The 14,393-nt window shown below is 44.4% G+C and carries 13 protein-coding genes; all 13 read right to left on the bottom strand.

Going from position 1 to position 14,393, the window contains the following annotated elements; translation table 11 throughout:
* Positions 1–6: 6 nt before the first annotated feature.
* Positions 7–5,772 (bottom strand): phage tail protein, encoded by a 5,766-nt coding sequence (locus tag ABZP26_RS08455; RefSeq protein WP_368484784.1) that lies wholly within the window; start codon positions 5,770–5,772, stop codon positions 7–9.
* The gene (locus ABZP26_RS08450) at positions 5,765–6,175 is read right to left on the bottom strand and encodes a hypothetical protein (RefSeq protein ID WP_368484783.1); all 411 of its coding nucleotides are present in this window, start codon (positions 6,173–6,175) and stop codon (positions 5,765–5,767) included. The genes ABZP26_RS08455 and ABZP26_RS08450 overlap by 8 nt, the downstream gene beginning before the upstream one ends.
* Positions 6,159–6,749 carry a hypothetical protein gene (locus tag ABZP26_RS08445; RefSeq protein WP_055012157.1) on the bottom strand — a complete coding sequence of 197 codons (591 nt, stop codon included), beginning with the start codon at positions 6,747–6,749 and terminating at the stop codon, positions 6,159–6,161. The genes ABZP26_RS08450 and ABZP26_RS08445 overlap by 17 nt, the downstream gene beginning before the upstream one ends.
* Positions 6,749–7,354: a hypothetical protein gene (locus tag ABZP26_RS08440; protein WP_368484782.1), complete on the bottom strand. Its 606-nt coding sequence runs from the start codon at positions 7,352–7,354 to the stop codon at positions 6,749–6,751. Before ABZP26_RS08440 ends, ABZP26_RS08445 begins: the two co-directional genes overlap by 1 nt.
* 83 nt (positions 7,355–7,437) lie before the next feature.
* Complete coding sequence (locus tag ABZP26_RS08435; protein ID WP_368484781.1) at positions 7,438–8,322, bottom strand: hypothetical protein; 885 nt, start codon at positions 8,320–8,322, stop codon at positions 7,438–7,440.
* Positions 8,323–8,378: 56 nt separating this feature from the next.
* On the bottom strand, positions 8,379–11,261 hold the full coding sequence (locus ABZP26_RS08430; protein WP_368484780.1) for a tape measure protein: 2,883 nt from the start codon (positions 11,259–11,261) through the stop codon (positions 8,379–8,381).
* Entirely contained in the window at positions 11,221–11,565 is a 345-nt protein-coding gene (locus ABZP26_RS08425) for a hypothetical protein (protein WP_368484779.1), read from the bottom strand. Before ABZP26_RS08425 ends, ABZP26_RS08430 begins: the two co-directional genes overlap by 41 nt.
* 20 nt (positions 11,566–11,585) lie before the next feature.
* On the bottom strand, positions 11,586–11,912 hold the full coding sequence (locus tag ABZP26_RS08420; RefSeq protein ID WP_368484778.1) for a hypothetical protein: 327 nt from the start codon (positions 11,910–11,912) through the stop codon (positions 11,586–11,588).
* 37 nt (positions 11,913–11,949) lie between these two features.
* A complete protein-coding gene (locus tag ABZP26_RS08415) occupies positions 11,950–12,849 on the bottom strand; it encodes a hypothetical protein (RefSeq protein ID WP_368484777.1) in 900 nt (299 codons plus the stop codon).
* The gene (locus ABZP26_RS08410) at positions 12,846–13,049 is read right to left on the bottom strand and encodes a hypothetical protein (protein ID WP_368484776.1); all 204 of its coding nucleotides are present in this window, start codon (positions 13,047–13,049) and stop codon (positions 12,846–12,848) included. The genes ABZP26_RS08415 and ABZP26_RS08410 overlap by 4 nt, the downstream gene beginning before the upstream one ends.
* Positions 13,046–13,489: a hypothetical protein gene (locus tag ABZP26_RS08405; protein ID WP_368484775.1), complete on the bottom strand. Its 444-nt coding sequence runs from the start codon at positions 13,487–13,489 to the stop codon at positions 13,046–13,048. The genes ABZP26_RS08410 and ABZP26_RS08405 overlap by 4 nt, the downstream gene beginning before the upstream one ends.
* Before the next feature lie 11 nt (positions 13,490–13,500).
* The gene (locus ABZP26_RS08400; protein ID WP_368484774.1) at positions 13,501–13,923 is read right to left on the bottom strand and encodes a phage virion morphogenesis protein; all 423 of its coding nucleotides are present in this window, start codon (positions 13,921–13,923) and stop codon (positions 13,501–13,503) included.
* Position 13,924: 1 nt separating this feature from the next.
* Positions 13,925–14,392, bottom strand: a complete 468-nt coding sequence (locus ABZP26_RS08395) for a hypothetical protein (RefSeq protein WP_368484773.1) — start codon at positions 14,390–14,392, stop codon at positions 13,925–13,927.
* Between the last annotated feature and the right edge of the window lies 1 nt (position 14,393).

The following is a 14,393-nucleotide window of genomic DNA, read 5'->3' as shown; positions in this document are numbered from 1 at the left end:
TTGCGGCTATTCGCTAGCCGCAATTGATAGGTATTGGCCTGTTTGCGTCGTTGATATAAAGTTATTTACAACCGCTCTAACGCGGTACTTAACATATCCCGCACTACGCGTTTCGGTGGCTGTAAAACTGGTATTAGAGTTTGTCGTCGCTCTGTAGGGGTCATTGGATGAGCCAGGTTCACTTTCGTAAAACCCATTAGTACAATCATAGGTTCCTGAAAAGTTTTTCTGTTGAACAACAACCCATGACGAACCCGTCCAACGCTCTAAGTAAACCGTGCCACTTACAGGTGTCATGACGGGGCTACTTGGACAATAAACCGTGTTTGGTGCGCCATTAGTCGGCCCAATAGAATAGCGACTATATGAATAGCTCACCGCAAGATGGATTAATCGACCGTTGCTGGTAAATTCAATCTCTCTTGATGGTGTACTGATTAGTTGTGACGTAGAGGCACTGGTTTCTAGTGAACCAGCTACAAATGTGCCTCGGGTGAATGAGTTCCCATATACATCTTTCCACTCTGTAGCGTTCGCTTTTGTTAGCGCATTCAGGTTGGGTAGGCCATTCACTAAAACTTTTGGCCCATACCAATACCATAAATTATCGGGGCCAAACCCGTTCACAAACTCCACTTTTAAAAAGTTGGTACCTATCATGTCAATGCGCGGCGATTCGATACGGGTACCCGCACGTAATACGCTACCGTCCAAGGTATCCTCAATTAAGGCGCTGCCATGGATGTGTAGCGCATAGGATTGCCACGTTGAACCGGTATAGCGTTTAGTGGTTTGTACTTTAGGATCGCTTGCCTTAAATATCGTCACGACATCACCCGTTACAGGCACACCATTAGGTACAATATTGTTTGCTGTAGTATCCGACCAAGCACCCGTTGCGGTACCCATATCATAACGCCCTGCGCCTCGGGTGCCAGGGTCAGTGGTTGTAAGGGTGCCCAGCAAGCTAAATACTGAGGGCTCGCCGCCGTCCATCACTTCTAAACGTGGGCGCGCAAATTTAGCCGTATGACTTTGGTTCGTTACGTAATAACGATAAGCACGGTGAGTTTGCACATTGCGATTAGCAATACTCTTAAAATCCGTACCGACCAATACCCGTTTACCGGTTGCTGGGTCATATACCCCTGACAAACCCGAGATAGTACCACTGGTTTTTTTAGATGAATGCAATACGCCAACAACTAAATACCACTTATTTATCTGGGGTAAATCACCCGACCAAAAATAAGGGTTGGTATTCGTAGCACCGGCTAAAGTTAAGCAGTCATCACACCCTAAATACAAGCTGTTAGCAATGCCAATCTCTTGCTTCATCCACACTGAAAAGCGATAGGTTTTTTCATGGTTAATTGGAATATCATTCATATTCCAACCACCATCACCGCTATTATCGCCCGCTTGTGCATACCATATTGATTCGACGGTACCTAATGGGCCTGTATCGGCAATAATAGTATTTTCATTATCCGACCCATTTTGAATGAATGGGCCTTGTGAGCCACGGCGACCAATTACCCATTCCTCTGAGTGGTCAGCAAGGTTAATGCTGCCTGAGTCTTTACCATCCTGCGCTTTTATATCTTCAAGGCTTTCAACTGTATGGCCATCACCTAAAATTAACCGCCCCTTAAAGTTATGCACAGGGTTGGCTGGGTCGGTGTTGTCGAGGTATGACGTGGGTACAAAGGTATTGCCAACCATAAAGCCTTGGCGAATTACATCGCCAACCAAGTCTAAGTTACCCACTTTGCCATCGTTATAACCTACCACGCCCACAGCACGACCATTGTTATCTAACTGCCAGCCGCCACGGGCAACTAGCTGGCCATCTACCGTTTTAAATACTTGTCGTAGTTGCTTAATGCTGGCGCTATTGGCGCCGTCACTTATTTGCATGTTGGCAATAAATTCAGCCAATGGGCCATTAACCCACGAACCACCATCAGCAACACATTGCACAGCATCGTTACTGTTAGTGATGTTGCCTTGGGCATCTAAACAGTAACCCACTGCAGTACGGGTGTACTCTTGCGCTGTGGCGATTGCTTGAGTTTTCGCCTCGGCGGTATCGGTGTTAATTTTTGAGGTCAGTGTTTGCTCAAGCGTTGTGTAAGCTTGGTTTTGGCTTGCAAAGGTTTCGGCCACTTCGTCAAAGCTTGATACCGTATCGGCAACAAAGGATTCAAACTCTTGATCGCGAACGGTGTTTGCTTGGTCAATAGTTGCAATGGCCGTAGTTACATCGCTAAAACGGGCGGTTACATTGTCAAACGTTGCTTGGTAGCGTTCGTCGCGCGCGACCGTGGCTTGCTGTTCGTTTACAAACGCTGTGTTTAATGCCTGTATTTGTGATTGGTTTTGGCCTAGCAGGGCACTTAGCTCTAGTGACTCTTGGGCAACGGCCTCTATGTCGGTGGCATTGGCTTTTAAGTTGCGCTGTGCAACGGCTAACTTTACGCCTTGCTGTGCAAGTTCATTACCTTGAATGAGCTGGTTAGCGGCGGCAATCACATCATTTAAGTTTGCGTTTTTAAGCTCTAGCTCAAGCCCACGCACTTGCACTATGTTATCGCTGATAGTGCCGCTAATGGCGTCTAAGTTTTGCTCAACGTTTGAAAACTTAGCATCAATACCACCCTCAGCGGCATTAAACGCGGTAATTTGCGTTTTAATGTACGCCTCGGCGCCGTTAATAAACTGCTGCGCTGCGTTTGCTTTTTCAAGGGTGTCGTTATCGGTTAGCTGTTGAAGTGTCGCGCTAACTCGATACGTGCTGTTAAATGTGTCGAGTATTTGGTTTACATTTGACTCTGTTTGATAGCCAAATTCATCAACCCACTTAGTGGTTGCATACTGCGCCATTACCCCCGTGGCGGCGTCTATGTCGTTTTCTAGCATGGTGGCGCGGGCAGTTATATCATTGAGCGCTAAGTCGTTTACACCACGTTTGCCTATTTCAATAAAATCAACATCAACATGGCCTAAGTCAAACTTTAAGCTTGTAACTTCACCGGTGTAGCCATCTTCGGTGCTTAGGTCGATGTTTCGTGTTTCCCAGCTTTCTGTTTCTGGCTCTAGCACGTTTACTAATAGCTGTGATTCGCCTAGGTAAATATTACCTAACCACGGTGTATTAGCGTGTTTTCTAAAGCGAATTCGTAGCATGGGGTTTTCATCAGCAATAAAGCTAATGGCGGGGGTGTAAGCTGTGGTATTAAGTGTTACATACCCAAGTGCGCTGTATGTTACATCGCCCGTAAAGCCCTCAGTTGAGGTGTTGAAGTGCCAGCTATACGCAGGGGTTAATGCTTCAATGGCACCGGCTATTTCGGTACGCATTTCTGTAAACGTGGCACGTTGACTTATTTTGCCTGCTTGCACTTCAAGCTCAGACTCGGCTTGTGCTAAACGGGTATCACTTTGGGTAATGCGGTTAGCTTGTAATGCTATGCTTGCGTTTACACCATCAATTAATAAGTTAGCCTCGTTAAAGGCGTCATCGGTGTATGAAAACGCACGGTTAACGATTAAGCCGTTTTCAGGATCAACGTATACCACGGCATCAATTAAGCGCTCGTTACCTAATTGTCTGCGCTCGTATTCTTGGCGCCAATTGGTGTAATTAGCTGATAAATCGAGTACGCCTTTTTCAATATCTTGGCGGTGGCGCTTTTCAAGGTTTAAATCACTAACGGTTTGTTCAAGTACATCGGGCAGATTGTTTTCAGTGTCAGGTCGCAAGCGATCAACTTGCTGGTTCATATCCTCAATTAAAGTTTGTGCATCTTCGCTTAGCTGGGTTAATTCAACATTATTAATGTACTTGGTTAAATCAACGGTGGTCGTAGTGGCTGTTACATTAACCCAGTCACTTGCGCCCAGGTGATTAACGCTGCGCACTCTAAATTTATATTCAGTTTCACTTTTTAAACCAATACGGTTATAAATCTGTGCCAACACACGTTCGCCGCTTTGCGGTTGTTCAGCTGTCCCCAAAAACTCCCATTCAAACGCGGTGCCAATGCCTGCTGCGGCAATATTAGCGGTTAATGTAATTTGGTTATAATCAACAGTTACATACACAGTCGGCAAGGTAGGGGTCAGCACACTAAATTGCACAGCAACAAGCTGTGAGCGCTGTCCAAATATGTTTTTAGCGCTAATGCGCGCGGTGTATTCTCCCAGCTGCAAATTAGGGATTGTTACTTGGGTGTATGTTACCGATGTTTTAAATACCGACTCGTTAGCAGCAGTATTAATAAACTCAACATCGTATTCGTTCACTGCAAGCGGAGTAGGGTGATTCCACTTTATAATACCGTTAGCATCACCATCCACTGTTACCCGTACATCAAAAACAGGCTGTGGTTTGCCCACTAAATAGTCACTGTTTGGTGTTAAATCCTGCGCACCAGGTATTATGTTATCAGCCCATAAATCGGGGCCGTCTTCAACACACATTAAGGTCACGCCACCATCTAATCTAAAGCGGCGCTCTGTTACACGGTAAACCTTATTATTAATCGATTCGCCAGGTAAGTTTAAGTACACAGTACGGCCAACAGCTGCAGCCAAGCCTTTGTGTTTGAGGGGTAACTCTATTTCGCCTAAACGTGTTTGTTCTAAATGTATTGTCGCCAGGCGTTGTGCTGTAGTACTACTGCGCACAAAGGGGAGTGATATAGACTTTTCTAATATTTGATTATCAATAGCCTGATACCCCGCAGACACAACAGGCGGCGCGTCAGTACGGTCGTAGTTTTGTTCGGGGTCTGTAAACGTAGCACGCACAACATTAGCGCGCTCTCGTAAATCAGCATGCCATTTAATTTTAATATTACCGTGAACATCATCAGCATTTATGGTGTAGGTCGGTTCGCCATACCAGGCGCCAACACGTACATACCACTGGCCCATTTGCCTAAATATTTTACCCGCAAAACACGCTTCTAGCTGACCTAACACTTCAAGTGGCTTTGAGCTAAATGTAAAGCTACCATTGGTTGTGTAGCGCGGCTCGGTGGTAACAACGCCCTCAACGTCGGTAAATTCGGCATCTTCATCACACACGTTAATGGCAGCAATCCACCACTGTAACGGTAAACGTTCAAAAGGAACCTCATGGGCTCCATAAAAACGCACATAGTGCAGGGCGCACAGTACGGCGTTTTGGCTCCAAAGCCAGGTACTTTCATCGTCAGGGTTTTGGGCTGTATCTCGTGGGTCCCATACACGGGTACCCCGTATTAAAAAGCCCATATCGTTTATGCCATCTTCAAACACTTCACGATTATTTTCCATTTCAATAAAAACATAGCTTTGGCCAAAGCCAACATGTTTACTCGTCCATCCCGCCATTTTAGCCACCGCTTTTGCGTTAGCTGTGGTTTGGCGGCCATCGCTTAAAGAGTAATCCCAACTTTCTCGTGGGTAATCAGTGAGCTTTTTATCAGCAATGTAAATTTCTTCAAGGGCATCAATAGGGGCGCCATTAATCAATACAATTAACTGCATCCATTTTTTACCGCCTTTTTCAACTTCCGCTTGGTGGGCAATAACACCGCCAACGCGGTCACGACCAAATGTAATACGGCGGGGTTGGTCTATGCCTTTTTGTAAGCCTTGGCCAAGCGTGGCTAAATCTTTTTCAGGCACATCAGGCGATAGTGAGTCCCAAAGCGCACCCAGCCCTGTTACTTCAAATATGCTGTCTACAACATTTACAACCGTATCAACTACCTTAGACATTTCGCGGCTCCAATGGGTAAACCGCTTTTACTGTGTCCATTGGTAACGTCACTAAGCCATTTTCGCCAACACATACCACCGCATTAACGGTTACAATCCCGCCTACATATTCGTCTTTAAACTCAACTAAAGCCAAGTCACCACGTCGAGCATAGTTAATAGGTATAGCGGGGTTTAAACGGTCTTTAAACACGCTTTCAACATCGTTTAAACCACGTTTAAACAGTTGTTTAAATGCACCACTTTTAGTGCGGTATTTACCCCTAAAATCATCAGCCACATCGTTACCGGTTGCAAATAGCACCCAATCGGCTACCAATAAGCAGCAATCGTTTTTACCCCATTTAAAGGGTTCACAGTTGCGGCGGTTTATAAAAGCAGCAAGTTTAGCGCTGGCGTTCATAGCGGTTGCCTCCTATGTATTTACCAGGTTGTGTATCAGGAAGGTTTTGTTTGTTGGTCGTGGCTTGCTCACTAAAAAACACATCGCCCGGGTAAAGGGCTTTTTGGGTCGCATCATTCCAACGCTGGTGTAGCCGTGCGTCTTTCCAGCGCTCACTTTCACCTGCAACACTAAGCTGCACTTGCGATACATCGCCGCGCTCTACATCACATGCCACAATGTAGCCGCTTTCAAGTAACTGGCTTTGGCTAACACGGTAATGTTCATCAACAGTAACAAGGTAAATCTCGCAGGCCTGGCTTATCGGGTCGTTCTCGGCCACTTCGGCTAAAATTGCTTGGTCTTGAGTGTGTAGGGTTAAACGTATGCGGGCGCTGTCGTTGTTATCATTAGCGGGTATTTCACTCACAGTGCCAAGCATACCCACGCCGTGCCAAGTTAAGTTAGCAAAGCGTCGCTCGCCTACACCTGTGTGCAGCAATACATCGCCACTTTTAAGCGCGAGTCGCACAAAAAAACGAGCACGGCCACTGGTGGCTAAATCCGCAAGTAACCCTGAGTTTAAGCTCTCCATTAAAACGCCTCACGCCCTTTAATTTTCCAGCTGGTAACTATGCCGTTTTTATACTGCGCACTAGCAAGCCCTTGCTTATTATCAGCAAGTCGAAACAACCCAGCTGGTTGCTTAAATGTAATAAGGGTATTTTCTGCAGGTATTTTTCGTACAGGAGACTCAAAAATAGCCGTCGCTTGGCCAACTGAGTCACTTACCAGGTCAGCCGTTAATATTTTAAGTTCAGTGTTTTGGCCAACGCCAACTTGCATACGTTCGCCGGCAACCAGTAAGGTTTGGTTAGCGGGTAGCGCATATAAATTTAAAATATTACCGTCTTGGTTTGCACCACGCACATAGCCCGTAAAGTCTTTATCTAGCTGCTCACGGCGGTAATCGATTAACGTAAACGTGCCCACTTGCCCGCGTAGGCTGGCAATAAAGCCATCAAGGGCGAGGGCATCGCGCTCTGGCACATTGGCAAGTTCAATTTCAAATTCCCAGTAAGCACCTTCAAGGTCATAAACCTCAGTGGCGTTATTGGCTTTGTTTAAATGAGTTTGGCTATTGGGCACTAACGTAAAGTTAGAAATCTTAGGCCGTTTGGGTAAGGGGAGTGGTTGCATCGTTACCAAGTTTCATAATAAAACACTGGTAACGAGTATAAAATTTAAGGGGTAAGCTTTCGGCTGGAAAGGGGTTTACATAGTTATAGTAGTTTACGAGCTTTTAATTCAAGTAGCACTTCATCAGAAAGTGCATCAATCCAATAAACGTCTTTAAGCTGCCTACATATTAAACCAGCAATCACTGCAAAAACAAGCTCAGCCTCAATTTCTTCGCCCTTATTGGGTTGCTTGTATAGATGAAATGATATTTCAACAAACATTAACCATGTAAATATTGTTAACTTATTAAAAATAGAGATTTCTAATATAGACTTATATCTGTTGCCTTCTATGTTGCTCAATAGTAAAGCTATCGTTTTTATTTTTTCTATATAGACATTTGTACCTTCAAAAATTAACCTTTTAAAACTTAAGGAAAGCTCATCATTTTCCAGCGGTTTTGATCTCATCTCAAAAAAGTAGGCTTGTAAAAAAGTCTCAAATGGCATATCTGATTCTTTTATACTTCTGAAATCAAAATTATCATCTGTAATGATACTCCATTTTCTTTCATCATGTTTTAATTTACACTTTTTATCATTTAACTTTTTAATTTGATCAATAACTTGGAATAGCGTTTCTTTGAATACACTATAACTTTGTGTATCAGATTGCTCTTTTAAAACAATCCTTGTCTCTATGAGTTCTAATTTTTGAACTTCTAAAGCTTCTTTTGAATCCTTCCAAGTTCTATACAGCAGGAGTATAGATACGAATAATAGGATAGGGGAAAAAACATTACTGAAATATGTAGCAGTTGCGACCCATCTTTCAATAGGGGTATTTAAATTAAAATTAAATATACTGAAGAACTCAAAAACAAAAATACTACAACCAAATATTGCTATAAAGATAAAATATATTACGGGGTTTTTAATTAACTGTTTCAAAATTTTGTTTGTTGTTTTTTTAAGATTATTACTCACAAACATTCCCTTGCTTTTTAAAACTCCTTTTTACACCAATCTCAAGCACTTAACAACTAAGCAGCACCACGTACTGCACGAATAATTGCACCATTACTTTGTATATTAGCCACTACAACACCCACCACCTGGCGGGCTATGTCTTGGCCAACCGCTTGCGATGTTTGCTCATTAGCACCACCTTGCACGGTAATTTGGTTGGTTATATGTATATTTACACCACCAGAGCCGCCACCATCATTAGCCGCACCACCTGCGTTGTAACGCCGTGCCATTTGGCTAATTTCAGTATTTTGTTTAGGGCTTAATACACGCTCGCCACGTTGTAATACATAGGTAGATTCATTCGGCACATAATCTAAGCCACCGTGGGCAATACCCGCTGGCTGTTGGGCTTTTATTTGGCGAACTTGTTGTAAACCCATCATAACCGCTGCCGCAGCTGCAACACCACCCAGTACTGGGCCAACAATAGGAATAGGAGCCAAAGACGTATAAGCCGCTGTTGCACCTTGGTAGGTATTTATAACAGCTTGCGCAATTGCAAACGCTTTATAGGCTTTAAATGCTGTTTTACTTTGTCCAGCCATTGCTTTAAAAGTAGTGGCACCCAAGCCAACAATGGCGTTAGATTTTTCAGCTTCTGTTTTTTTCTCAAAGTTAGCAAACGCTAAAATGTTGCTTTGTAAAGCACCTGTGTGGCGTGTTTTAATTTGCATCAACCGTTCTTGGTGTGCGGCTTCACTCGCTTCACGTTGGCTATGGTAGCCATTTGCAGCATTAAGTTCAGATTGGCGCTCTAACTCACGAATTTGGTTATCTGCGTTATATTTAAGCTCGCCACTTTCATCATTGGCCGCTAAACCTAATTGTGAGCGTCGCTTGGCATCAACCCGTGCTTGTTGGCGTGCTTGTTCTACACTTAGTTCGTTATTATAAGCGGCAAGTGCTTCACGCCCAGCAAAGCCTTTAACGGTAGCAATACGGTTTTCTAAATCACGCTGTAAATCGTTTTTACGTTTTTCTTCAGCTTGGTTTTGTATACGTGTTTTTTCGGTTTCACGTTTTAGTGTAATTGCTTTTAGGTCTTCACCGTATTTAACATCAAGTTGTTTTAAAATGGCGTCGTATTTAACTTTGTTAGCCGTATCGTTCTCACGAGCAACAATGACCATTTGCTTACGTTTTTCGTAGCTGTCTTTTAAGCGGGCTTCTTCGCCCATTAGGCTTACTTCTAAACGCTTAATGTTATCGGGCAGGGCGCTTGAGCTAACAGGGGCAGGCTTAGGCTTTTCTGTTTCTTTAATGGCAAGCACTTGTTGTAGCGCCACAATTTCATTTTTTAAATCAGTAACGCGCTGTTGTGCAGCTTCAACGTCAGAAAACTTGCCTTTTAAAAACGGGTTATTAAAACGTTCCCTTGCTTCATCGGCCATTTGAATCGCATTTTTAATGCGGCCCTGTGCCATTAACAACAAACCTTGTGCCTGGCTACTTGTTAAATTGGCATACGGGTTTAGGTCTTTACTGGCTTCTTTTAGTTTATTAACTGAGTCGGTAGCGTCATCGCCCTGGCTTGCAAAATAAGCAAGGCCAAGCCCAGCCGTTACCAGTAATCCGACGGGTCCACCTAACAAGCCCATTACTGTGCTAAGGCCACGTGCGGCTAACGTTGCACGCCCAGCGGCAGCAGTATAAATGTTGGTAGCGGTAGTGGCCGCAGCTTGTGTTGCTGTATAGCGCGTATTAGCAGCAGCCAAGCGGGAAACAGCTGCAGTACGTAAGTTGGTGGTATTAGCCACAGCCAATGTATGCTGTGCATATGCTTTCATTTGTGCAGCGCGTTGTAGCTCTAAAGCTGCATTAGCTTGGTTTTGTTTTGCAAGGGCTGCATCCGCAATTAATGCGCGGTTCTTGGCAGCAACGCTAGTAACATAACCCGAAGCACTGGCACTTAATCCTGCAACTAAATGGCCTGTAAGTACCGTAGCTAATGCACCGGTTGCCACCACTAAATTATTCACAGCCTCTTCGTTTTCACGTAAATACGCCATGGTATCGGTAATTGAGTCAACCACGCTGGTAACAGCAAAGTTTACTGGTTCTTCGTATTTGCGTATTAAGCGTTGGTACTCGTTACCCATTTCAGCAAAGTTGGCGTTTATTTTACCCTCAGTGGCCTCGGCCGCACCGGCATAATCGTTAAGCGCTTTGATCAGATAGTTTTTAAACATCTGGCTGGTTACTTGGCCATCGTTCACCATTTGCCTAAAACCGCCGGCGGCTTTACCCGCTGCTTTATCGAGTTTTTGTAAAAGCCCTGGCATAGGCTCGGTTACTTGGTTTAGCTCTTCTGCACGTAAAACGCCGGCAGTCATCCCTTGGGTCATACCAAACAAACTCTGCCCAAGCTGCACATTGCTCGCACCTGTTTTAGCAGCGGCGTTAGCCATGCCCTCTAAAATCGCTTTACCTTGGGTTTGAGTAACAACGCCAACCTCTTGCAGGGTTAAAATTTTACTGTAAGAGTCGGCAAGGGTGGTGTAACCGGTATTTAAGCGATCAGATGTAGCAAATAAATACTCTTGTACTTTGACATAGTTTTCAGCTGAGCCCGTTAATCCCTTTAACCTGGTATCTAGCAATTGTGCAGCACCTGTGTCACGCACAAACATAGTCGCGGTACCAATACCCACTAAAGTCGTGAGGGTTGCGCCTATTTGTGCATAGGCGCTATTCATTAACCCGAGTTGACGGGTCATAGCGCCTTGCTGTTGCATAATGCGGGCTTGGCTTGCGCCTAATTGCTGGTTAGCCGCAACCTGGCGCTGTACTGCTTGGGGTATGCGGTTTAGTTCGTTTACGTTTTGGCGCGCACCGGTGGTAACTGCTTTACCGTCATAGGATAAGCGTAACGCCAAATTCAAGTTGTTGCTCATCGGGTCGCCTTATTAGTCCAATTATGGTGCGCTCTAGGGTTTGCAGTTTTGCAAAATCGTCGGTGTTAAGGGTTATATTTGCATAGCGCCAGGCTATATCAGCCCTGGCATAGTCAAGGGCAATTTCTACCCCGTCGTTATCCCGTTGCCACTGGCTACTGGCAGTGGTTAATGCAATTACAGCCGTATGGTTCTGGGGCAATACAAACAATGTTTCCTCATCGTGTGGCACAACCTGTTTAGGTGCGCCAAAATGGGCTTCGTCGTCATCAAGAGTTTTACTGTCTGCTGCTAGGTCGCCCAAAAACCACCTAGCAACATCGGCTAGTTTTTTTCAGTGATACGGTACTGAGCGTTAATACACTCAACACTTAAGCGGGCAGTTAGTCCACTATAAACAAGCAGCTCTTCAAGGGTACTTTTATCAAATGGCACCTCTTTACCGTCATCAATAAAGTCATCCCAACCCACTAACAGCTCGCGTACTATTTCGCCATCAGTCGTGCCTTGTGTTTCAGTCAGTGTTTTAAGCTCGTTTTCAGGTACCAGTTTAATTTTTGCCGTAAACTTAAAAGGTAGCCCACCAAATTCAAAATTAAGCGGGGCGCTTATAACCGCATTTTTTAACGCGTTTAATAGTTTTAATTTCATTTTTGCTGTCCTAATTTGTTATTTATGAATAACTAACTTACTCAAACACTATCGTTAGTTCGTCATAGCCTGCACCACTGGGCACTAGCTTGCCGTCAAACTCATAACCAGTTAATTCTGAGTCCAGGCTGGTGTACTTAGGCCACGGCATTTGGTAACGGCCAATAATCGTTACTTTTTTACCTGTGGCTGTGCCATGGGTAAACTCAAACATTTGCACTTTAGCAACGTCATCAAACGGGTTAAAGGTGGCCAGTTCTTCAGCTGTTAGCGTAAAATTAGCGCTGCTTTCATGACCGGTTATCATTATTTCTTCGTGGTTAATGGCGCGGTCAAACACCACGTTATTACCTAAATCAATGGTAATTTTGTGCAGCGTACGTTTAATATCATTAAGCTTAAAATCACTGCTATTACTTACGCCAAGTACTTCAGGGCGTACCCAACGATCCCAATCAACCGCAGGGGCGGCAGTACTTGCAACCGGCGCACTAAACAAGCCTTTAAACTGCCAGTTAAGCATGGGCTTACCTTTTTCAAGCGCAAAGCTCACGTTGCCTTTCATTTCGCTAATGTTGTGGGTATTTTTACCAAAGCGTACTAAACATGTAACTGCAACAGCGGCCCCTTTTGTAAAGGTAACGCTTGTTGCATCCGCAACTTGCACCATGCCGCAAGCAAGTAGCAGCGGGGCAAAGGCAGGTTCGTTACCAGCTGTGCCGCTCATGGCAAGTGGGGTTTTAAAGTTAAGGCTTATATGCTCACCATAAAAGGTTTCCATACTGGCACCGCTGTAGCTGGTTTCTAGCTCGTCTTTTTCACTTTCGCTTTCAAGCGATAATTCAACGTCACTGGCATAAATGGCATGCAGGCCCGTTAAGGTTGTGCCCAGGGCATCGGCTAAAATGAGTTTGTCTTTAAATCGCCAGCTACTCATGATTTATTCTCCACTTTAATTAGCTCACCGCTTTTTAAGTTAAAAGCGCCGGCTATTTCATCTCTGTTACCTTTTGCTTTAGCTAAAGCCTGGTTAACGTTTTGGGCAATCGTCATCGCGCGGGACATTTTAGGCTTTATGTTCACGTCAGCCTGTTGTTCAGCGGGTTTACTCGATTGCGGCTCGGTCTGTTTGCTCATGGCATCACCTTCACAGTTACGGTATGTAGGCCAGTTACACTAAACTGGCACTGGTAAATTAAGTTATTAGTTTGCTTGCTAAGCTCAATTGTGCGGCCCTTATCAAGCTTTATAGGGTTCCAACCTGCGAACTGGCAACCTGCTACAGCAGCTTTAACATCACTGCGTAATTGCTTTATTTGCATATCGCTGTGGGCATTACCTGCAGAGCAGGGGATTACAATCATCACTGCAAACACATCTTTAATTTGGTATTCGTCAAGGCCGTGTACTTCATTAGTGTTGGTGTTGTCATCGGCCAGCGGCAATACAAACAACTGGGCACTGTGTACAGCATGCTCGCGCACATGGTTAAAGTCGCTAGCAAACCCTACTGTTGCATTAATCACTGTGTTACTTAGCAGGGTTTCTATGTTGTTTAAATCAAAGTTAAATGCCATTTAAATGCTCTTTAAATTAACCAATCAGTAATAATGTCGTTAATCTCAGTTTCTTGCACAGCAGCTATACCAATAATTGGCCGTGCGGGTAACTTAACGTTTTTATTGCGGCCCGTTTCACCACCAAAGTGATGTATTGCTGAGTACTTTTCACCTAAGCCATGCTCAAGCGTATTACCGTTTACGTTGTGCGTAACAGAGCCTGCAAGGTTGCGCTCATCGGTTAGTGTTAAACCGCCACGGTCTTTTGCTGCTTGCGATTGCTCCCATTTACGGCCTTCGGGTGTTACTTCACGTAAAAATCGGGTTGTAACGTCCATGTCTAAAAATGCACCAATATCATCCAATACATCAGCGGGTTCACCACTTGTATTTGCAATTTGGGTTAAGCGCGGCAGGGCATTACCCGTTATGTGTATAAATACACCCGCCAATTTAATACCCTGGCCAATTAAATTGAGAGCCTGCAGGTTTAGTTCGCATCCCAGTTCTTACGCCTGCAGGCGCATCTTCCTTAATTTGGATCACACCTTTACTAACCTTATCGAGCATTGCCATGGCGTTACTTTTTAGGGTTTTAAGGTTTTCGTCAGCAATGTTAGGGGCTAACTCACAATGCATTAAATCGTTAGCTATGCCTGGCAATACCGAGTTGTTTATATCGTCTTGGTTTAATGCAAACCGTGCTACATAGCCTGCTATAACCGCATTTACATTTTTTTGTGCTTGTACATACCAGGCATTAATTTGCTCTTGCAACTCGTTGTACGTTTCGCTTAAAAGCGCTGCTTCAACATCGTCTCGCGTTGGGCGGCTTCCAACCGCAGCAAACTTAGCAGTCGCAAATTGCAACAGCGTATTAATGCCAACTTTATCTATAACTGCTTGTTCTGTCGTAAACATG

Origin of the sequence: Pseudoalteromonas sp. SD03 (assembly GCF_040937955.1) — a bacterium.
Classification (GTDB): Bacteria; Pseudomonadota; Gammaproteobacteria; order Enterobacterales; family Alteromonadaceae; genus Pseudoalteromonas; species Pseudoalteromonas tetraodonis.
This window is presented reverse-complemented; position numbering and strand designations above follow the sequence as displayed.